Here is an 18,952-nt window from a genome sequence, read left to right as displayed (position 1 = left end):
GAGCTTACGGCATATTTCGCCGGTGTTGTGATCATGTTTCGAAACAGGCGTTAATCGTTTGCCGAAACGCGATCGATGCGGATCACGAACAGCGTCGCTGGTCGCGCAGGCTCCAGGCGCTGTGACAGAGCGTCGTCCGGCCCGAGCAACAGCGCGTCGCGCGGTCCGATGTGGACAGGCGCCGCGCCGGCCACCGAGATCTCGCCGTCAACACACAGGATGAGGGTCGCATCGGCGGCTGACTGGATGTCCGTCGCGGCTGAAATCACCAGGCGTTCGACGGCATGGGTCATCCGTCCACGCCGTGTCATGACGTTGAGATCGGCGATCGGACCGGCGATCAGCGCCGCTTCCGTCGGCACATCGGCCGGAAAGGAAAGCGGGGCGGACGTTTTGGTCACCGTAGCTGCCGGGCGGCCGGCCAAATCAAGGATGATCCCTTCGCCTTCCAGCACGGCCAAGCTCCGGTCGACTCCGGCAAATTCGGAGAATGACCCACCGCTTTCGACGCGCGCCATGGAGACGCGCCAGTCGAAATCGTCGAGCGCAGCACCTGCGGGCGAGACGGCGATTTCCGTCGTCACCCCGCCGCCGTTCTTCCACGGCATGGACCGGTATTCGGCTGCCCGGAGGATGCGCAAGGCGCGGTTCAGCCGAGGATGCCTGGCAGGTTGAGCTGGTGCTCCCTGGCGCAGTCGATGGCGAGGTCATAGCCGGCATCGGCGTGGCGCATGACGCCGGTTGCGGGGTCATTCCATAGCACCCGCTCCAGGCGTTTGGCCGCTTCGCGTGTGCCGTCGGCAACGATGACCATGCCGGCATGTTGCGAAAAGCCCATGCCGACGCCACCGCCATGATGCAGCGATACCCAGGTTGCGCCGGAGGCGGTGTTGAGCAGCGCATTGAGCAGCGGCCAGTCGGACACGGCGTCCGAGCCGTCCTTCATCGATTCCGTCTCGCGGTTCGGCGAGGCAACCGAGCCTGAATCGAGATGATCGCGGCCGATGACCACCGGCGCCTTGAGCTCGCCTTTCGCCACCATCTCGTTGAAGGCGAGGCCGAGCCGGTGGCGGTCGCCGAGACCAACCCAGCAGATGCGCGCCGGCAGACCCTGGAAGGCGATGCGCTCACGCGCCATGTCGAGCCAGTTGTGCAGGTGGGTGTTGCCGGGTGTCAGCTCGCGCACCTTGGCGTCGGTCTTGTAGATGTCCTCGGCATCGCCGGAGAGGGCTGCCCAGCGAAACGGACCGATCCCGCGACAAAACAGTGGCCGGATATAGGCCGGCACGAAACCCGGGAAGGCAAAGGCATTGTCGAGCCCTTCCTCCTTCGCCACCTGGCGGATGTTGTTGCCATAGTCGAGCGTCGGCACGCCGGCATTCCAGAACGCCACCATCGCCTCGACATGTTCGCGCATCGACGCGCGCGCCGCCTTTTCGACCGCCTTCGGGTCGCTGGTGCGCTTCTCGCGCCATTCGGCGAGCGACCAGCCCTTGGGAAGATAGCCGTTGAGCGGATCATGCGCCGATGTCTGGTCGGTGACCAGGTCGGGGCGCACGCCACGCCGCACCAGTTCCGGCACGATGTCTGCGGTGTTGCCGACCAGGCCGACCGATTTCGCCTCGCCGGCCCTGGTCCAGCGCTCGATCCTTTCCAGTGCCTCGTCGAGCGTGTCGGCGCGTTCGTCGACATAGCGAGTGCGCAGCCGGAAATCGATGCGGTCGGGATCGCATTCGATCGCCAGGCAGCAGGCGCCGGCCATCACCGCGGCCAACGGCTGGGCGCCGCCCATGCCGCCGAGGCCGCCGGTCAGGAGCCATTTGCCCCTGAGATTGCCGTCGTAATGCTGGCGGCCAGCCTCGACGAAGGTCTCGTAGGTGCCCTGCACGATGCCTTGGGTGCCGATGTAGATCCACGAGCCGGCCGTCATCTGGCCGTACATCATCAGGCCCTTCTTATCGAGCTCGTTGAATTTCTCCCATGTCGCCCAGTGCGGCACGAGGTTGGAATTGGCGATCAGCACGCGCGGCGCATCGGTGTGGGTACGAAACACGCCGACCGGCTTGCCCGACTGCACCAGCAGCGTCTCGTCGTCTCCAAGCGTCTTCAGAGAGGCGACGATGCGATCAAAGTCGTTCCAGGTGCGCGCCGCGCGGCCGATGCCGCCATAGACGACCAGTTCGTTGGGGTTTTCGGCGACGTCGGGATCGAGATTGTTCATCAGCATGCGCAACGGCGCTTCAGTCAGCCATGTGCGGGCGTTGAGCTCGCTGCCGCGCGGGCTGCGGACTTCGCGGAGGTTGTGGCGAGGATCGGTCATGGCGTCACTTTTCCTTTCGAATGAGCTGCGCGACGATGCGTCAGCGCCCGGCCCAGGCAATCGCGCTTTCCAGGATCCGCTTCAGTGTGGCGCGGATCGGCGCGGCGAATGCCGGGTCGTAAGGCACCGGCCAATTGTCGGGCGTACCTTTGCCCTCGGGCTCGCGCATATAGCCGCGGTTGGACAGTTCCATCTGCAGCGCATGGACGTTGTTGTGCGGCTGGCCGAAATGGCGCGTGATCCAGCCGCCTTTGAAGCGGCCGTTGACGACAAAACTCTCGCCGGTCTCGGCGAGGATCTGGCCAACCATTGCCTGCAAGCCCGGGTCGGCGGTTTTGCCGTCATTGGTGCCGAGGTTGAACACCGGCAGCGTGCCTTCGAACAGCCGCGGCAGCATCGAGCGGATCGAATGGCAGTCATAGAGGACGATCTTCCGGTGCACGGCGCGCAGCGTGTCGATCTCGGCCTGCATGGCGGCATGGTAAGGCACAAAGTACTTTTCGCGGCGCTCGTCGACCTCCGAGGCATCAGGCTCTTCCCCGACACGATAGAGCGGATCGCCGTCGAAGGTCTCGGTCGGGCACAGGCCGGTGGTTGCCTGGCCGGGATAGAGCGAGACTCCAGACGGATCGCGATTGACGTCGATGACGGTGCGCGAGATCGCGGTATGCACCACCGTCGCGCCGAGGTCTTCGGCAAAGTCATACAGCTTGTCGATCCACCAGTCGGCGTCGCGGCGGCCGAGCCAAGGCGACACCAGCCGGTTCTCAAGGCCGACGAGATCGATGCCGGTGTGCGGGATCGAGACCAGCAGCGGGGCGGTGCCGGGCGTTACAGTGAGCCAGGAGGGTAAAGTCATGAATGGTCTCCCTGCGCCGGCGCTCTACGGCGCGTAGGATCGCGACCTATCGAGGTGTGCGCCCTCACGACGCGATTCCCGGCAGCGCCACCGCGCCCGCTGCCTTCACGGCAGCGCCGCTGCGCACCATGGCGATGGCCTTTTCCATGTCCGGGTGGAAATGCCGGTCATTGTCGAGATGCGGCACTTCGGCCCTGACCAGCCTGCGTACCGCTTCGAGCGGCGCACTCGATGCCAGCGGCGCATGGAAATCGCAGCCCTGCGTGGCGGCCAGCAATTCGATACCGATGACGGCCGTCGCATTCTCGATCATGCCGATCAGCCGGCGCGCGCCATGTGCCGCCATCGAGACGTGGTCTTCCTGATTGGCCGAGGTCGGGATCGAATCGACACTGGCCGGATAGGCCTTTTGCTTGTTTTCCGAGACGAGTGCCGCCGCCGTCACTTGCGGGATCATGAAGCCGGAATTCAAGCCTGGCTTCGGCGTCAGGAAGGCCGGCATGCCCGACAGCGCCGGATCGACCAGCATGGCGATGCGCCGTTCCGACAGCGAGCCGATCTCGCAGACGGCGAGCGCGATCATGTCGGCGGCGAAGGCGACCGGCTCGGCGTGGAAATTGCCGCCGGAAAGTGCTGTGTCGTCCTCGGCGAAGATCAGCGGATTGTCGGTGACGCCGTTGGCCTCGGTGCCCAGCGTGCCGGCGGCCTGGCGCAGCACGCTGAGCGCTGCACCCATCACCTGCGGCTGGCAGCGCAAGCAGTACGGGTCCTGCACGCGTTCGTCTCCGACCCGGTGCGATTCACGGATGGCACTGCCGGCCATCAGGTTGCGCAGCGCCTCTGCCGTCTCGATCTGGCCAGGATGCCTCCTGAGCAGGTGGATGCGCGGATCGAAGGGGGCGTCGGAACCCTTGGCGGCATCGGTCGAGAGCGCACCGGCGACCAGCGCCGACTGGTAGAGCACTTCGGCGTCGAACAAGGCGGCCAACGCATAGGCGGTCGAGAACTGCGTGCCGTTGAGCAGCGCCAACCCTTCCTTGGCGCCAAGCGTGACCGGCTCCAGCCCGTGCGAGACAAAGGCGACCTTGGCCGGGAACCGGCCATGCGGGGTAAAACATTCGCCGACGCCGATCATCACCGCTGTCATATGCGACAGTGGCGCGAGGTCGCCGGATGCGCCGACCGAGCCTTGCGCCGGCACCACCGGAATGACGTCGTTGGCGAGCATCGCTTCGAGCAGCTCAATGGTCTGCGGCCGCACGCCGGAGGCGCCCTGCGCCAAGCTGGCCAGCTTCAGTGCCATCATCAGCCGGCAAACAGCGACCGGCATCGGTTCGCCGACGCCGGCGGCATGCGACAGCACGATGTTGCGTTGCAGCGTCTCGAGATCGGCGGCGGGGATACGGACGCTGGCCAATTTGCCGAAACCGGTGTTGATGCCATAGACCGGCTCACCCTTGGCGACGATGCGGGCAACGGCCTCGGCGCTGGCCTTGATCTTTGGCCAGCAGGCCGCGTCCAGCTTCGGCATCGCGCCACGATAGATTTCGCGCCAGTCGGCCAGCGTCGTGTTGCCCGGCTTGAGTTTGAGTTCACTCATTGTCCCCTCCAGATGCGGGCATGCAGCGGGTTGAAGCCCATGCGGTAGACGAGCTCGGCCGGGCGCTCGATGTCCCAGATCGCCAGGTCGGCCGATTTCCCAGCCTCCAGCGTGCCGGTTCGTCCGAGCAGTCCGAGCGCGCGGGCGGCCTCGCGGGTGACACCGGCAAGGCATTCGTCAACAGTCAGACCAAACAAAGTCGCCGCCATGTTCATGGTCAGCAGCAGCGAGGTCAGCGGCGAGGTGCCGGGATTGCAGTCGGTGGCGACCGCCATTCTGACGCCGTGCTGGCGAAACAGGCCGATCGGCGGCTTCTTAGTCTCACGGATGAAATAGTATGCGCCGGGCAGGATCGTCGCCACGGTCCCGGCCCTCGCAATCGCCGCCGCACCCGCCTCGTCAGTGTATTCGAGATGGTCGGCCGACAGGGCGCCATAGCGCGCCGCAAGTTCTGCGCCGTGCAGGTTGGACAATTGGTCGGCGTGGAGTTTTACCGGCAGGCCTGCTGCTTTCGCCGCGTCGAACACGCGAGAAATCTGCTCTGGCGAAAAGGCGAGGCCCTCGCAAAAACCATCGACCGCGTCGGCCAGGCCCTCGGCGGTGACGGCCGGCAAAATCTCGTTTGCGACCAGATCGATAAACGAGTCCTTGTCGCCTTTCGCTTCAGGCGGCAGAGCATGCGCGCCGAGGAAGCTCGTTGTAACCGTTACTGGACGGTTTTCGCCCAAGAGCCGCGCGGCGCGCAGCGATTTCTTCTCGTTTTCGAGATCGAGTCCGTAGCCCGACTTGACCTCGATGGTGGTGAGGCCTTCAGCGATCAGCGCGTCGAGGCGCGGCAGCGACTGCGCAACCAATTCCTGCTGGCTGGCAGCGCGCAGCGCCTTGACCGACGAGACGATGCCGCCGCCGGCCCTGGTGACCTCTTCATAGGTGGCGCCGGCCAGCCGCATCTCGAATTCGTTGGCGCGATTGCCGGCGTGGATCAGATGAGTATGGCAGTCGATCAGGCCGGGTGTGATCCAGCGGCCTTCGCAATCGACATTCTCGGCGTTCTGGCTGAAGGCTGCCGGCATGCCGGCTCCCGGGCCGGCATAGACGATCAGGCCATCGCGCGCGGCGATCGCGCCGTCTTCGACGATACCCAGTCCGGCGGCGCTGTCGGCCATGGTCGCCAGACGCGCATTGCGCCAGAGGCGGATCTCCCCTGTCCGGCTTTTGCTCTCTCCAGCCATCATCTTTTCCGTTTCAATCGGCGGTGATTATGTATATACATATTGAAACGCACTGCAAGCGGTATCATTGCACGGGACAAGGGAATCGGAGAGAAAACGTGACTGCGATCTTTGCGGAACAGGCGCTTCTGCCCGACGGCTGGCATTCCAATGCCCGGATCGTCGTCAGTGATGGCCACATCGCCACGGTCGAGCCCAACACCGCATCCCAGCCCGGCGACGAACGCCATGCCATTCTGCTGCCAGGCATGCCGAACCTGCACAGCCACGCCTTCCAGCGCGGCATGGCCGGTCTAGCCGAGCTGCGCGGCCCTTCATCCGACAGTTTCTGGAGCTGGCGCGAGGTGATGTATCGCTTCGCGCTGTCGATGACGCCGGATCAGGTCGAGGCGGTCGCCGCGCAGCTCTATGTCGAGATGCTGGAGGCTGGGTTCTCACGCGTCGGCGAGTTTCACTATCTGCATCACGACCGCGACGGCCAGCCCTACGCCAACGTCGCCGAAATGGCCGACCGCATCACCGCCGCGGCTGCCGACACCGGCATCGGGCTGACGCTGCTGCCGGTCTTCTATGCACATTCCTCTTTCGGCGGCGCAGAGCCGAATGAAGGCCAGCGGCGATTCATCAACGATATGAATCGGTTCTCGCGGCTTGTTGAGAAATGTCACGAAACCGTTCGCACCTTGAATCACGCGGTCGTCGGCATCGCCCCGCACAGTCTGCGCGCCGTGACACCGGAGCAGTTGGAAAACATCGCGACAATGGCACCCGGCGGACCGATCCACATCCACATCGCCGAGCAAGTGAAGGAGGTCGAGGACTGCCTTGCCTGGTCCGGGGCGCGGCCGGTCGAATGGCTGCTCGTCAATGCCAGGGTCGATGGTCGCTGGTGCCTGATCCACGCCACCCACATGACCGAGTCCGAAACGGCGGCCATGGCGAAAAGCGGAGCAATCGCCGGCCTCTGCCCGATCACCGAGGCCAATCTCGGCGACGGCACCTTTGCAGCACCTTTGTTCAAGCAACATGGCGGCCGCTTCGGCGTCGGCTCCGATTCCAACGTGCTGATCGGCCTGCCGGACGAATTGCGGCAGCTCGAATATTCGCAGCGCCTCGCCCACCGTGCCCGCAACCTGCTGGCGGTCGCCGGCGGTTCGACCGGGCGCGCACTGTTCGATGCCGCGCTCGACGGCGGCAGCGCAGCGCTCGGCGCAAGCCCCTCGCGGATCGCCGCCGGCGCCCCAGCCGATTTCATCTCGCTCGATGGCAAGCACCCCTCGCTTGCCGGCAAGACGGGCGATGCAGTGCTCGACACCTGGATCTTCGCCAACGGTTCCAAGGTCGATTGTGTCTGGGTGCATGGCAAGAAACTGGTCAGCAGTGGCAGGCATGCAAGGCGCGATTTTATTGCCGAGCGTTTTCGCACGGTGATGACGGCGCTTTCGGCATGAGCATGATCCAGACAATGGATGCGGACGGCGGCGAGCCCCTCTCGCTGCATCAACGCATCCTGTCCGACATCAGCGAACGAATCCTGTCCGGCGCCTGGGCGCCCGGCCACCGCATCCCGTTCGAGCACGAACTGACGGCCGAGTACAAATGTTCGCGCATGACGGTGAACAAGGCGCTGTCGCAGCTTGCCAAGGCGGGGCTGATAGAGCGCCGCCGCCGCTCTGGCAGCTTTGTCCGGCGGCCGCAGTCGCAAGCCGCGGTGTTGGAAATCCATGACATCAGGATCGAGGTCGAGGCGCTCGGCCTGCCCTATCGCTACGAGCGTGTGGCACGACATAAAAGACGCAGCAGCGCCGAGGATCGCGCCTTGCTGGAACTCGACTGCAACGGGCCGGTGCTGGCGCTGGAATGCCGGCATTTCGCCGGCAAGCGGCCGTTCGCCCACGAACAGCGGCTGATCAACCTGGCCGCTGTGGCCGAGGCCGCCAACGAGGAATTTTTTGCCGTCGCGCCTGGGCCGTGGCTGATCGCCCGCGTGCCATGGAGTGCCGCCGAGCACCGCATCCGCGCCGTCGCCGCCGACAGACACATTGCGACCGCACTCGAAATCGAGTCCGGCGCCCCCTGCCTGGTGGTCGAGCGACGGACATGGAGCGCCGAGCACCCGGTCACCCATGTCCGTTTCACCTATGCGGCCGACAGCCACACGCTGGTCGCGCGGTTCACACCGTCGCAGGGGTAACCCTCCCCTCGAGGGCCCTCGAGGGGGAGAGTAAAGAGCCGCATCTCAAATGGCGGCGGTAACGATGATCTCGACCAGGTATTCCGGCCCGGCAAGCTTGGCCTCGCCGGTGGCGCGGGCCGGGGTATGGCCCTGTGGCACCCACTTGTCCCATGCCGCGTTCATCTCGGCAAAGGTGCTCATATCGGCCAGCCAGATGATCGCCTGCAGGATCTTGGTCTTGTCGGTGCCGGCCTTGGCCAGCAATTCGTCGATGGCCGCCAGGATGTCCCTGGTCTGGGTGCCGACGTTTCCGCCTGGTTCGCCGACCTGACCAGCCAGATAGACGGTGTTGCCATGGATGACGATCTGGCTCATGCGTGGGCCAACATCGATGCGACGAATGCTCATTGGACGTTTCCTTCCTTTGTGGGTCGCGCCTCTTTAGAGTCGCGGTTCGCTGGCGGCAAGGTTGCATGAGCGAATCCTCTTGAGCCAGCAGGCGTGGGGCGAAAATAGGCACACGCAAATTGCTCCGGTCGCCGCAATTCCGCCGGATTGACTTGTTGACTAATGTAATAACATCACATATCCACCCCGCTGCCGTACTAGTGGTGTCCCACGGATCGTCACATGACCAAAACCTGCCTGACATTCCGCGACCTGACGCTGGGCTACAACAGCCATCCGGCGATCCATCATCTCGATGGCACAATCCGCCGCGGGTCGCTGACAGCAGTCGTCGGCGCCAATGGATCGGGCAAGTCGACCCTGATGAAGGGTATCGTCGGCGTGTTGAAGCCGATGGCCGGCACGGTTGTCCGGGCGCCCGGCGTGCGCGCCGCCTATCTGCCGCAACAGTCGGAACTCGACCGCTCCTTTCCCGCCCGGGTCGTTGATCTGGTTTCGCTCGGCCTGTGGCCACGGCGCGGGCTGCTCGGCCGCTACACTAGGGAAGATCGCGAATCGGTCAGCCAGGCGCTGATGGCCGTCGGCCTCGGCGGCTTCGAGAAGCGCCCGATCGACACGCTGTCGGGCGGCCAGCTGCAGCGCACGCTGTTCGCTCGCGTGCTGCTGCAGGACGCCGATCTCATTCTGCTCGACGAACCGTTCAACGCCGTCGATACCAAGACCGTCGGCGACCTGATCGCACTAATCAAGCGCTGGCATGGCGAGGAACGCACGATCCTGGTTGTCGTCCACGATCTGGAACTGGTGCGCCAGAACTTCCCCGAGACGCTGCTGCTGGCGCGCCAGCCAATCGCCTGGGGCGAAACCAGGGAAACACTGCGGCCGGAAAACCTGTTGCGCGCGCGCCGCTTCCACGAAGCCTGGGAGGAGAACGCGCCCTGGTGCGAGCCGGACAAACACGGTGATCACGGTCACGGCCCCGGGCACGACCCTGGGCACAACCATGCGCACGACCATCATCACGGCTCCGGGCCGCGGGCAGCATGATGGACACGCTCTACGGTCTTCTCGTTGCTCCGTTCGCCGAATTCGCCTTCATGCAGCGGGCGCTTGCCGGCTCGCTGATGCTGTCGCTCGGCGCCTGCCCGGTCGGCGTGTTCCTGATGTTGCGGCGCATGAGCCTTTCCGGCGACGCCATGGCCCACGCCATCCTGCCGGGTGCTGCCGCCGGTTTCCTGTTTTATGGGCTGGAAATCCTGCCGATGACCATCGGCGGGCTGATTGCCGGCATCATCGTCGCGCTCGGCGCCGGCGCCGTCTCGCGCTTCACCATCCAGCGCGAGGACGCTTCGATGGCGGCCTTCTACCTGATTTCGCTGGCGATCGGCGTGCTGATGGTATCGATCCGCGGCTCCAGCGTCGATCTCATGCATGTGCTGTTCGGCACCGTGCTTGCGCTCAACAATGAAGCGCTGACACTGATCGGCGGCATCGTGTTGGTCACGCTGGTCAGCCTCGCCATCTTCTGGCGGGCGCTCGTCGCCGAATGTCTCGACCCGCTGTTCCTGCGTTCGGTCAGCCGGCTGGGCAGCCCGGTGCATTTCATCTTCCTCGGCCTCGTTGTGCTCAACCTGGTCGGCGGCTTCCAGGCGCTCGGCACGCTGCTATCGGTCGGGCTGATGATGCTGCCTGCGGCTGCCGCCCGCTTCTGGACCATGCGCGTCGAGCCGATGTGCGTGCTGGCGGTGCTGATCGGCTTTGCCTCTTGCGTCGCCGGGCTGCTTTTGTCCTACCACGTGTCGCTGCCTTCCGGCCCGGCCATCATCCTGTCGGCCGGCGTTGTCTATTTTGCCTCGATCCTGTTCGGCACGCGCGGCATCCTGCGCGCCCGCATTATCCATCACCGCCACAGAACCGCCTGATCCCAAAGGAGTGCTGTCCATGCTGAAATCGATCCGCGCCGCCCTGGCAGTGGGCGTTATGACATTGTCAGCCTTTGGCGCGTCGTCGGCCCTCGCGGAGCCGTTGAAAGTGGTCGCCAGCTTCACGATCATTGCCGATTTCGCCAAAAATGTCGGCGGCGACCGGATCAATCTGACCACCATCGTCGGGCCGGATGGCGATGCCCATGTCTACGAGCCGAGCCCGGCTGACGCGGTGGCGATGGCGGGTGCGGATGTGGTGCTGGTCAACGGCCTGCATTTCGAAGGCTTTTTGCAGCGCCTGGTCGACGCCAGTGCCTCCAAGGCGACGATCGCCGTTTTGACCAGGGGCGTCACGCCGATCAACTTCAAACCCGAATTCGCCGATGCCGACGCCGCTGAAGGCGCCCATACTAATGGCGAGACCGATCCGCATGCCTTCCAGTCGATCGCCAACGCCAAGATCTATGTGAAGAACATCGCCGATGCCTTCTGCACCGCCGACGCTGGGGGTTGCGACAGCTACAAGGCCAATGCCGCCGCCTATACCGAGAAACTCGACGTGCTTGAGGGCGAAGTGCAGGCGGCGATCCAGTCGATCCCGGAAGAGAAGCGCGTCGTCATCACCTCGCATGACGCCTTCGGCTATTTCGAGAAGGCCTATGGCCTCACCTTCCTGGCGCCCGAAGGGGTGTCGACCGAGTCGGAGCCGTCCGCTGCCGACGTCGCCAAGCTGGTCAGCCAGGTGAAGCAGGACAAGGCGGCGGCGGTCTTCATCGAGAACATCACCAACGCGCGGCTGATCGAGCAGATCGCCAGCGAGACCGGCACCAAGGTTGGCGGCACGCTTTATTCGGATGCGCTGTCGCAACCCGACGGCCCGGCATCGACCTATATCGACCTGATGCACAACAACATCGCCCAGATCAAAGGCGCGATCCTCGGAAGCTGATGCCTTCCTGGCCAGCCGGGCCGCGCCGGCTCTGTTGGATTCTCCGTCGAAAATAACTATCTGCGCAGTGGGATTTCATTCTGCGCGGATTGCCGATCTCGTCGGGGAGTCTTAAAGACTGCGGCCAAACCAGTTTTGCGAGGAAATATGGAATATCGTCAGATCACCGAGGACTATTCGGTCTCCGGCCAGATCCAGCCCGAAGAAGTCGCCGCCATCAAGGCCGCCGGCTTCAAGAGCGTCATCTGCAACCGGCCTGATGACGAGCAGCCCGGCCAGCCTTCGGCGGACACCGTCAAAGCGGCAGTCGAAGCCGCCGGGCTTACCTTTCGCTACATCCCGGTCGTCAGCGGCCAGATCACCGCCCAAAATGTCGAGGACCAGGCTGAGGCGCTCGATGAGCTCGAAGGCCCGGTGTTCGCCTATTGCCGTTCCGGCGCACGCTGCACCAACCTTTTTGGGCTGATCCAGCAGTCGAAGGGCTAAATCGGCAGCGCGCCGGTTTCCTTCAGCGTTTCCAGCACGATCGCCGTCTTCACATGCTGCACGGATTCGTGCGGCAGGAGCACGCCGTTGACGAATTCCGACAGCGATTTCAGGTCGGGCGTCACCACTTTCAGGATGTAATCCATCTCGCCGGTCAGCGCGTGCGCCTCCTGCACCTGCGGCAACCGCGCCACCAACTCGCCGAAGCGCCGCGCATTGTCACGGTTGTGGGTGGCGAGCGTCACCGAGATGACGTTGACCAGTGAGAAGCCGAGCTTGTCGCGGTCGAGCACCGCGCGATAGCCCCTGATATAGCCGTCCTCCTCCAGCCTCTGGCGGCGGCGCGAACATTGCGACGCCGACAGGTTCACCCGTTCCGACAAATCGTTGTTGGTCAGCCGTGCGTCGCCCTGCAAGAGAGCCATTATCTTGCGGTCAAACTGGTCTATGCGCGCCTCATCCATGATTTTTTCATCCACCATGCACAATTCCCGCATGATTTATTCGTTTAAAGCGTTTGAATGCAAGCACCATGCGCCTGCTCCGCGCTATAGTAGCGTCAAAATGGCCCTTTGCGGCCAAGCAGCTTAGGAGGACAACACCATGGGTCCCTTCCCGCACGATGCACCGCCCGCAACGATCAGCAAGGCCAATCCCGCCGGCACCGACGGCTTCGAATTCGTCGAGTTCGCGCATCCCGAACCGGAAAAGCTCGCCGAGCTTTTTACCCGCATGGGCTATGTACCGGTAGCCAAGCACCGCACCAAGAACATCACCGTCTGGCGGCAGGGCGACATCAACTATGTCGTCAATGCCGAACCCGGCTCGCATGCGATGAAATTCGTCGACAAGCACGGCCCCTGCGCTTCCTCGATGGCCTGGCGGGTGGTCGATGCCAAGCACGCGTTCGACCATGCTGTCGCCAAAGGCGCCACACCCTATGAAGGCGCCGACAAGGCGCTCGATGTGCCGGCGATATCAGGCATTGGCGGCTCGCTGCTTTATTTCATCGAGGTCTACGGCGACAAAGGCTCGGCCTACGAAGCCGAATTCGACTGGCTGGGCGAGCCCGACCCGAAGCCGGAAGGCGTCGGCTTCTATTATCTCGACCACCTCACCCACAATGTCTATCGCGGCAATATGGACAAATGGTGGGATTTCTATCGTGACCTGTTCGGCTTCAAGCAGATCCATTTCTTCGACATCGACGGCAAGATCACCGGCCTGGTCAGCCGCGCGATCACCTCGCCCTGCGGCAAGATCCGCATCCCGCTCAACGAGTCCAAGGACGACACCAGCCAGATAGCCGAATATCTGAAGAAGTATAATGGCGAAGGCATCCAGCACATCGCTGTCGGCACGGACGAGATCTACGGCGCCACCGACAGGCTGGCAGCCAACGGGCTGAAGTTCATGCCCGGTCCGCCGGAAACCTATTACGAGATGTCTCATGCCCGCGTGCACGGCCATGATGAGCCGATCGAGCGGATGAAAAAGCACGGCATCCTGATCGACGGCGAAGGCGTGGTTGACGGCGGCACGACCAAGATCCTGCTGCAGATCTTCTCGAAAACCGTAATCGGGCCGATCTTCTTCGAATTCATCCAGAGGAAGGGCGACGAGGGTTTTGGCGAGGGCAATTTCCGCGCGCTGTTCGAATCGATCGAGCAGGACCAGATCAAGCGCGGCGTGCTGAAGGTGCAGGCGGCGGAGTGAGGCGACGCCTATTTGGGCAAGCCGGCGGCCTTGCGCAGAATGTCGTTAATCCGGCTCTGCCAGCCGGGACCGCCGGCGCGAAAGCGAGCGACCACATCGCTGTCGAGGCGCAGCGTCACCTGTTTCTTGGGATTGTCGAGCGCCGGCCGCCCGCGCGAACGGCGAATGCTTTCGGCGAGGTCCGGAAATACTTCAGCGAAGGGACGAGCGTTTCGAAAATCCTCCTCTGTCCATTCCGGATTGTCCGAAACGGCATCCCAATCTTCCTTGCTGTAGCCGCGCCCCGGTTCGAATTTTGTCTGCAGCTTAGGTTTTGTCATTGTACAATCTTCTTTCAGCCGGGTTGGCCGGGCGCATCGAAATGATCGAGATGCCCTCGGAGCCGAGCCGGGCAAAGATCACGGCAACGATCCCGTCAATCATCCGACCAATTGCCATGAGACGATCAGCTTTGGCCGCACGGATCGTTGACGTAAGGAAAAATTCCTCATCCAGTGTGGCAAAATCCAACCCGTGCTTTTCGATGTTGGCCAACCGTTTCGGTTCGTCCCAGACGATCTTCATCCGAAATTTATGTACCTACAATAATTAAGTCAAGAATTTTCGTAACTACAATTAATTGCCGCCATCAATCGCCAACCGCTCGACCTCCGCTCTCCTCAGCTTCAGATCATAGTCGAGGAAGAATTCGTCGAGCTGCGGCGGCTTTACCGAGGTGCCGGACAGCATGGCGTGCACCTGGCCGCGATGATGGATGTCGTGGATGAAGAGGTGGGCGAGCAGACCGCTGATGCGCTCCGGTATTTTTCCGTCCTCGCGCCGGTCGGTGATGACACGGCGGTCGAGATCGGCCGCCGACAAATGATCGCAAAAGGCGATCAGTCGCCGGTCGGATGCGCCCTGGGCGTCAAACAGCGCTTGTGGTTCATCGAACGGCACGAAATCGTCATGGGCCGCGGCGCCAAGGTCGCCCTCTTCGAGAAAATCGAGATAGAGATGATCGACCGCCAGGATGTGGTTGAGCGTTGCCATGATCGACGGGAAGAAGCTGGTTCGCTCGGCTTCGAATTCGCCGGGCTCAAGCTGCAGCACGGCGCGATAGAGCCGGTCGTTCGACCAGAGATTGTTGCGCGCCATGCGGCTGAAATGGTCCAGCAGGTTCATCGTTTCAGACGTCCTCCCAGTGCAATCTTACCTGATGTATTTCTCGACCTTCTGCTCGATCGCACCAAAAATCGAATGTCCGATCCTGTCCTTCATCTCGATGCGCACAATGTCGCCAAGGCCCAGGAACGGGGTTGTCGGTTCGCCAGCCTCGATGGTCTCGATCATGCGCAACTCGGCTATGCAGGAATAGCCGGCGCCGCCCGCCGAGGCAGGCTTGCCAGGCCCGCCGTCGAGCTTGTTGGAGACCGTGCCCGAACCGATGATGGTGCCGGCGGCCAGCGGCCGGGTTTTCGCGGCATGCACAATCAGCGCCGGAAAATCGAATGTCATGTCCACGCCGGCGTTGGCGCGGCCGAACGGCTTGCCGTTGAGATCGACCAGCAGCGGCAGGTTGACCTTGCCGCCATCCCAGGCCTCGCCAAGTTCGTCCGGCGTCACCGCGACGGGCGAAAACGCCGAGGACGGCTTTGATTGGAAGAAGCCGAAGCCCTTGGCAAGCTCTGGCGCGGTGAGGGAGCGCAGCGTGACGTCATTGACCAGCATGACCAGCCGGATCGCGGCTCTTGCCGCATCGAGGCTTGCGCCTATCGGCACATCGTCGACGACGACAGCGACTTCCCCTTCCATGTCGACGCCAAGAGCCTCGTCGACCGTGCGGATCGGATCACGCGGCGCGATGAAACTGTCCGAACCACCCTGGTAGATCAGCGGATCGGTCCAGAAGCTTGCCGGCATCTCGGCGCCGCGCGCCTTCCGCACCAGTTCGACATGATTCACATAGGCAGAGCCATCGGCCCACTGGTAGGCGCGCGGCAACGGCGAATGGGCATCATGCTCGTGAAAGCGCGCTGACGGCACCGCATTGTTCTCCAGCGATTCCGCTATTGTCGCCAGATGCGGCGCGATCCGGTTCCAGTCGTCGAGCGCCGACTGCAGCGTCGGCACCAGAAACGAGGCATCGGTGAACCGCGTCAGGTCGCGCGAGACGACGACCAGCTTTCCGTCGCGCGTCCCGTCCTTCAATGTGGCAAGCTTCATGCGGTTTCCTCTCCTGATGCGGCTTTGGTGCCGCTTTGAATTTTGTTCTTATGATCTCTTCCGAAAACCGGTTCTCACTTTTCGCTAACGCGGTCCTTCGGTTCGGGATCATGCTCCAGTCCCACAACAAGGCCGTCGTGGGCAATCGTCAAGTCTCCGGCCCATGTTTTCCTGACGGCGGCGATCCAGTCGGCCTCGCCGATCTCGGGATCATCGGCCGGGATGAGGTGGTTGAGCACCAGTCTTTTGGCTCCTGCGTCACTGGCGATGCGCCCCGCTTCCTCAGCAAAACTATGGCTGGCGAGCAGATGCTCCCTCAGCCGCGCGCCATTGCCGGTTTTCGCGACGAGCCGCTCGATGCCGTCTTCCAGCATGGCTTCATGGACGAGAATGTCGGCGCCTTTGGCGAAATCCGCCAATGGCGGAAAGAACGCCGTATCGGCGGAAAACACCACGCTCTGTCCGGCATGCTCGAAGCGCAGCGCAAAGCAGTCGTTCACCGGCGGATGGTCGACGCGTAGCGCCAAAACCTTCAGGCCGCGCTCCTCCATCACCCGGCCTTCGCCGAACTCGATGATCGAAACCAAATCTGCGATATCAGGCCGGCCTTCGTCGACTATGCGTATCTCGATGTCGAATTCCATCGCCTGGCAAAAGCGCTGCCAGTAATGGCAGGTGCCGGGCGGGCCGAACACGGTGACCGGTGTCGCCAGACCCGCCGTCCAGGCGGTGTGGATCAGCGGACCGAGTTCCAGCACATGGTCGGAATGCAGATGCGTGATGAAGACCAGGTCGAGCGACTTCAGGCTGATGCCGGTCTCGGCCAGCCCGTGCGTCACGCCAAGCCCGCAATCCACGACAATGGTACGTCCGCCGAATATCAGCAGCGACGAACTCGGCCACCGACCGCCCGGCCGGAGCGCCGGGCCGCCCTTCGAGCCCAGCAGCACCAGCCGATCCCGCATTGGATCAGCGCTCAAGACCAGTCGCCCTCGGGCGTGCCGTTGAAGCGCTTCTTCAGATCGGCCCAGCAGTCGATGTAATTGTCCTGCCGGGTTTCAACCTCGGCGGCGTAGCGGGTCAGCATCTGTGGGAATCGCGTCTCGAACATGAAGGCCATGGTGTTGTCGAGCTTGACCGGTTTCAGATCCGCGTGGAAGGCTTTTTCAAAACCTGTTGCGTCAGGCCCGTGGGCCAGCATCAGATTGTGCAGGCTGATGCCACCGGGAACGAAACCCTCTTCCTTGGCGTCGTACTGGCCGTGGATCAGGCCCATGAACTCGCTCATGATGTTGCGGTGATACCAGGGCGGGCGAAACGTGTTTTCGGCCACCAGCCAGCGCGGCGGGAAGATGACGAAGTCGATGTTGGCGGTGCCCTCTTCGCCGCTCGGCGCGGTCAGCACCGTGAAGATCGACGGATCGGGATGGTCGAACAGGATGGCGCCGACCGGCGAAAACGTTGCCAGATCATATTTGTAGGGCGAGTAGTTGCCGTGCCACGCCACCACATCCAGCGGCGAATGATCGAGTTCGGTGACATGAAACTGGCCGCACCATTTCACGATCAGCCGGCACGGCGTCTCCTTGTCCTCGAACCAGGCGCAAGGCGTCTTGAAATCGCGCGGATTGGCCAGGCAATTGGCGCCGATCGGGCCACGATCCGGCAGCGTCAGCTTGGCGCCGTAGTTCTCGCAGACATAGCCGCGCACTGTTTCATCGACCAGTTCGACCTTGAACACGAGGCCGCGCGGCAGCACGGCGATCTCGCCCGGTCGCAATTCGATGACGCCCATCTCGGTGACGAAGCGCAGCGCGCCCACTTGCGGCACGATAAGCAACTCGCCGTCGGCGTTGAAGAAATGGTCGTCGGCCATCGATCGGTTGGCGACATAGACATGGGCGGCCATGCCGGTCTGGCCGAGCACGTCGCCGGCGGTGGTGATCGAGCGCATGCCGGCAATGAAGTCGGTGGGTTCCTTCGGCATCGGCACCGGGTTCCAGCGGTACTGGCCAAGCGCCAGTTCGTAATCGCCGACATTCGGCGCGCTTTTCCACAGCGGATAATCCGCCACCTTGAAGCGGCCGGTGTGCCTGACGCTCGGCCTGATGCGATAAAGCCAGGAACGCTCATTGGTGCCGCGTGGCGCGGTGAAGGGCGAGCCCGAAAGCTGCTCGGCATAAAGGCCGTAGGCCGGCCGCTGCGGCGAATTCCGCCCTTGCGGCAGCGAACCGGGCAAAGTCTCGGTTTCGAAGTCGTTGCCGAACCCCGGCATGTAGGAAAAGGCCATGGCATCCTCCCTGGATTGACCAAATTGGTTTCATTTGTAACCATCGAAAATGTAACTATCAATCGTGATGGAGCAGACCATGGAGGCTGACACCCTCGAACTTGAAAGCTTCCTGCCCTACCGGCTCTATCGCCTTGCCGATGCTGTCAGCCGCGAATTTTCCAGGGTTTACAAGGACCGCCACGGCCTGACGCGGCCCGAATGGCGCACGCTGGCCGGTCTCGGCCAGCACGGCACGATGACGGCAACAGCGCTCGGCGAACAATCGGCCATGCACAAGACCAAGGTTTCGCGCGCCGTCGCCGAGCTCGAACGGCGCCGCTGGCTGACGCGAAAACCTGATGAAAAAGACCGCCGTGTCGAGCACCTGACGCTGACCAACGCGGGCCTAGCCGCCTATCGCGAGATGGTGCCGTTGGCAAAAGCGTTCGAGCGGGACTTGCTGGGAAGGCTGAACGCGAGCGAGCGAGCGGCGGTCACGGAAGGAATGGCGGCACTTAAGGGGGCATTGGATAGATCAACGACGCAGCTATGAAACTGCTACGCAGCGATCCTTCCCACCCCTCCAACGTTTCCGGAACGGCACCCGGCCAACACTCACCAGTCCATCACCACCTTGCCGGAATTGCCGCTCTTCATCGCCTCGAAGCCGGTCTGGAAGTCGTCCACGCCGATGCGGTGGGTGATCAGCCCACTGACATCGAGCGGCCCCTGCACCAGCGCGATCATCTTGTACCAGGTCTCGAACATTTCGCGGCCATAGATGCCCTTGAGATGCAGCATCTT

21 protein-coding genes and 1 pseudogene are annotated in these 18,952 nt (G+C 63.1%); 8 read left to right on the top strand and 14 right to left on the bottom strand.

What is annotated here, in order from left to right; genetic code table 11:
- Window positions 1-50: 50 nt before the first annotated feature.
- From AC0L3O_RS31580 to hutI, 5 genes are all read right to left on the bottom strand, one after another.
- Window positions 51-641, bottom strand: a complete 591-nt coding sequence (locus tag AC0L3O_RS31580) for a HutD/Ves family protein (protein WP_128247822.1) — start codon at window positions 639-641, stop codon at window positions 51-53.
- A gap of 8 nt (window positions 642-649) precedes the next feature.
- Window positions 650-2,320 (bottom strand): urocanate hydratase, encoded by a 1,671-nt coding sequence (gene hutU, locus AC0L3O_RS31575; protein ID WP_128247823.1) that lies wholly within the window; start codon window positions 2,318-2,320, stop codon window positions 650-652.
- Between the two features lie 40 nt (window positions 2,321-2,360).
- Complete coding sequence (gene hutG / locus AC0L3O_RS31570; protein ID WP_473617591.1) at window positions 2,361-3,179, bottom strand: N-formylglutamate deformylase; 819 nt, start codon at window positions 3,177-3,179, stop codon at window positions 2,361-2,363.
- 64 nt (window positions 3,180-3,243) lie between these two features.
- Window positions 3,244-4,779, bottom strand: a complete 1,536-nt coding sequence (gene hutH, locus AC0L3O_RS31565; RefSeq protein ID WP_036262624.1) for a histidine ammonia-lyase — start codon at window positions 4,777-4,779, stop codon at window positions 3,244-3,246.
- Window positions 4,776-6,011: an imidazolonepropionase gene (gene hutI, locus AC0L3O_RS31560; RefSeq protein WP_473536986.1), complete on the bottom strand. Its 1,236-nt coding sequence runs from the start codon at window positions 6,009-6,011 to the stop codon at window positions 4,776-4,778. Before hutI ends, hutH begins: the two co-directional genes overlap by 4 nt.
- Before the next feature lie 98 nt (window positions 6,012-6,109).
- Here hutI and AC0L3O_RS31555 point away from each other — a divergent pair, with 98 nt between their 5' ends.
- Both AC0L3O_RS31555 and hutC read left to right on the top strand, forming a co-directional pair.
- Window positions 6,110-7,462, top strand: a complete 1,353-nt coding sequence (locus tag AC0L3O_RS31555) for a formimidoylglutamate deiminase (RefSeq protein WP_023803208.1) — start codon at window positions 6,110-6,112, stop codon at window positions 7,460-7,462.
- The gene (gene hutC / locus AC0L3O_RS31550; protein WP_128170252.1) at window positions 7,459-8,205 is read left to right on the top strand and encodes a histidine utilization repressor; all 747 of its coding nucleotides are present in this window, start codon (window positions 7,459-7,461) and stop codon (window positions 8,203-8,205) included. The genes AC0L3O_RS31555 and hutC overlap by 4 nt, the downstream gene beginning before the upstream one ends.
- Window positions 8,206-8,250: 45 nt before the next feature.
- Here hutC and AC0L3O_RS31545 read toward each other — a convergent pair whose 3' ends face one another.
- Complete coding sequence (locus AC0L3O_RS31545; RefSeq protein ID WP_023803210.1) at window positions 8,251-8,595, bottom strand: RidA family protein; 345 nt, start codon at window positions 8,593-8,595, stop codon at window positions 8,251-8,253.
- Window positions 8,596-8,817: 222 nt separating this feature from the next.
- Between AC0L3O_RS31545 and aztA the strand changes: the two genes are divergently transcribed.
- The 4 genes from aztA (at window position 8,818) to AC0L3O_RS31525 (ending at window position 11,955) form a co-directional block, all read left to right on the top strand.
- A complete protein-coding gene (gene aztA / locus AC0L3O_RS31540; protein ID WP_023803211.1) occupies window positions 8,818-9,642 on the top strand; it encodes a zinc ABC transporter ATP-binding protein AztA in 825 nt (274 codons plus the stop codon).
- A complete protein-coding gene (gene aztB / locus AC0L3O_RS31535) occupies window positions 9,642-10,517 on the top strand; it encodes a zinc ABC transporter permease AztB (protein WP_023803212.1) in 876 nt (291 codons plus the stop codon). Before aztA ends, aztB begins: the two co-directional genes overlap by 1 nt.
- 19 nt (window positions 10,518-10,536) lie before the next feature.
- Entirely contained in the window at window positions 10,537-11,469 is a 933-nt protein-coding gene (gene aztC / locus AC0L3O_RS31530) for a zinc ABC transporter substrate-binding protein AztC (RefSeq protein WP_128170250.1), read from the top strand.
- 147 nt (window positions 11,470-11,616) lie between these two features.
- Entirely contained in the window at window positions 11,617-11,955 is a 339-nt protein-coding gene (locus AC0L3O_RS31525) for a protein tyrosine phosphatase family protein (protein WP_287257746.1), read from the top strand.
- Here the strand turns inward: AC0L3O_RS31525 and AC0L3O_RS31520 are convergent.
- The gene (locus AC0L3O_RS31520; RefSeq protein WP_023803215.1) at window positions 11,952-12,419 is read right to left on the bottom strand and encodes an Lrp/AsnC family transcriptional regulator; all 468 of its coding nucleotides are present in this window, start codon (window positions 12,417-12,419) and stop codon (window positions 11,952-11,954) included. The genes AC0L3O_RS31525 and AC0L3O_RS31520 overlap by 4 nt on opposite strands.
- Window positions 12,420-12,558: 139 nt before the next feature.
- Here AC0L3O_RS31520 and hppD point away from each other — a divergent pair, with 139 nt between their 5' ends.
- The gene (gene hppD, locus AC0L3O_RS31515; RefSeq protein WP_128170248.1) at window positions 12,559-13,671 is read left to right on the top strand and encodes a 4-hydroxyphenylpyruvate dioxygenase; all 1,113 of its coding nucleotides are present in this window, start codon (window positions 12,559-12,561) and stop codon (window positions 13,669-13,671) included.
- A gap of 8 nt (window positions 13,672-13,679) precedes the next feature.
- Here the strand turns inward: hppD and AC0L3O_RS31510 are convergent, their stop codons facing one another.
- The 6 genes from AC0L3O_RS31510 to hmgA form a co-directional block, all read right to left on the bottom strand.
- Window positions 13,680-13,991 carry a BrnA antitoxin family protein gene (locus AC0L3O_RS31510; protein ID WP_027153896.1) on the bottom strand — a complete coding sequence of 104 codons (312 nt, stop codon included), beginning with the start codon at window positions 13,989-13,991 and terminating at the stop codon, window positions 13,680-13,682.
- Window positions 13,978-14,235, bottom strand: coding sequence for a BrnT family toxin (locus AC0L3O_RS31505; protein WP_128170246.1), 258 nt, complete (start codon window positions 14,233-14,235; stop codon window positions 13,978-13,980). The genes AC0L3O_RS31510 and AC0L3O_RS31505 overlap by 14 nt, the downstream gene beginning before the upstream one ends.
- Before the next feature lie 51 nt (window positions 14,236-14,286).
- Window positions 14,287-14,835 carry a DinB family protein gene (locus AC0L3O_RS31500; RefSeq protein ID WP_473536988.1) on the bottom strand — a complete coding sequence of 183 codons (549 nt, stop codon included), beginning with the start codon at window positions 14,833-14,835 and terminating at the stop codon, window positions 14,287-14,289.
- A gap of 27 nt (window positions 14,836-14,862) precedes the next feature.
- Window positions 14,863-15,876 (bottom strand): fumarylacetoacetate hydrolase family protein, encoded by a 1,014-nt coding sequence (locus AC0L3O_RS31495; RefSeq protein ID WP_287174344.1) that lies wholly within the window; start codon window positions 15,874-15,876, stop codon window positions 14,863-14,865.
- A 74-nt stretch (window positions 15,877-15,950) separates the two neighbouring features.
- Window positions 15,951-16,841, bottom strand: coding sequence for an MBL fold metallo-hydrolase (locus AC0L3O_RS31490; RefSeq protein WP_473617599.1), 891 nt, complete (start codon window positions 16,839-16,841; stop codon window positions 15,951-15,953).
- A gap of 11 nt (window positions 16,842-16,852) precedes the next feature.
- On the bottom strand, window positions 16,853-18,166 hold the full coding sequence (hmgA, locus tag AC0L3O_RS31485) for a homogentisate 1,2-dioxygenase (RefSeq protein ID WP_473617590.1): 1,314 nt from the start codon (window positions 18,164-18,166) through the stop codon (window positions 16,853-16,855).
- A gap of 79 nt (window positions 18,167-18,245) precedes the next feature.
- On the opposite strand from hmgA, the gene AC0L3O_RS31480 reads away from it, so the two are divergent.
- Window positions 18,246-18,701, top strand: a complete 456-nt coding sequence (locus AC0L3O_RS31480; RefSeq protein ID WP_287070675.1) for a MarR family winged helix-turn-helix transcriptional regulator — start codon at window positions 18,246-18,248, stop codon at window positions 18,699-18,701.
- 62 nt (window positions 18,702-18,763) lie between these two features.
- On the opposite strand, the pseudogene tdh reads toward AC0L3O_RS31480, so the two are convergent.
- Window positions 18,764-18,952, bottom strand: a pseudogene (gene tdh, locus AC0L3O_RS31475) (L-threonine 3-dehydrogenase); the annotation flags it as partial.

This window comes from Mesorhizobium sp. WSM4810 (assembly GCF_055811235.1).
This window is presented reverse-complemented; position numbering and strand designations above follow the sequence as displayed.

Bases quoted from the DNA above. Each gene is read 5' to 3' on its own strand.
- hutU (WP_128247823.1), bottom strand. From the start codon at position 2,320: ATGACCGATCCTCGCCACAACCTCCGCGAAGTCCGCAGCCCGCGCGGC.
- hutG (WP_473617591.1), bottom strand. From the start codon at position 3,179: ATGACTTTACCCTCCTGGCTCACTGTAACGCCCGGCACCGCCCCGCTG.
- hutH (WP_036262624.1), bottom strand. From the start codon at position 4,779: ATGAGTGAACTCAAACTCAAGCCGGGCAACACGACGCTGGCCGACTGG.
- hutI (WP_473536986.1), bottom strand. From the start codon at position 6,011: ATGGCTGGAGAGAGCAAAAGCCGGACAGGGGAGATCCGCCTCTGGCGC.
- hutC (WP_128170252.1), top strand. From the start codon at position 7,459: ATGAGCATGATCCAGACAATGGATGCGGACGGCGGCGAGCCCCTCTCG.
- AC0L3O_RS31545 (WP_023803210.1), bottom strand. From the start codon at position 8,595: ATGAGCATTCGTCGCATCGATGTTGGCCCACGCATGAGCCAGATCGTC.
- aztA (WP_023803211.1), top strand. From the start codon at position 8,818: ATGACCAAAACCTGCCTGACATTCCGCGACCTGACGCTGGGCTACAAC.
- aztB (WP_023803212.1), top strand. From the start codon at position 9,642: ATGGACACGCTCTACGGTCTTCTCGTTGCTCCGTTCGCCGAATTCGCC.
- aztC (WP_128170250.1), top strand. From the start codon at position 10,537: ATGCTGAAATCGATCCGCGCCGCCCTGGCAGTGGGCGTTATGACATTG.
- AC0L3O_RS31525 (WP_287257746.1), top strand. From the start codon at position 11,617: ATGGAATATCGTCAGATCACCGAGGACTATTCGGTCTCCGGCCAGATC.
- AC0L3O_RS31520 (WP_023803215.1), bottom strand. From the start codon at position 12,419: ATGGATGAGGCGCGCATAGACCAGTTTGACCGCAAGATAATGGCTCTC.
- hppD (WP_128170248.1), top strand. From the start codon at position 12,559: ATGGGTCCCTTCCCGCACGATGCACCGCCCGCAACGATCAGCAAGGCC.
- AC0L3O_RS31510 (WP_027153896.1), bottom strand. From the start codon at position 13,991: ATGACAAAACCTAAGCTGCAGACAAAATTCGAACCGGGGCGCGGCTAC.
- AC0L3O_RS31505 (WP_128170246.1), bottom strand. From the start codon at position 14,235: ATGAAGATCGTCTGGGACGAACCGAAACGGTTGGCCAACATCGAAAAG.
- AC0L3O_RS31500 (WP_473536988.1), bottom strand. From the start codon at position 14,835: ATGAACCTGCTGGACCATTTCAGCCGCATGGCGCGCAACAATCTCTGG.
- AC0L3O_RS31495 (WP_287174344.1), bottom strand. From the start codon at position 15,876: ATGAAGCTTGCCACATTGAAGGACGGGACGCGCGACGGAAAGCTGGTC.
- AC0L3O_RS31490 (WP_473617599.1), bottom strand. From the start codon at position 16,841: ATGCGGGATCGGCTGGTGCTGCTGGGCTCGAAGGGCGGCCCGGCGCTC.
- hmgA (WP_473617590.1), bottom strand. From the start codon at position 18,166: ATGGCCTTTTCCTACATGCCGGGGTTCGGCAACGACTTCGAAACCGAG.
- AC0L3O_RS31480 (WP_287070675.1), top strand. From the start codon at position 18,246: ATGGAGGCTGACACCCTCGAACTTGAAAGCTTCCTGCCCTACCGGCTC.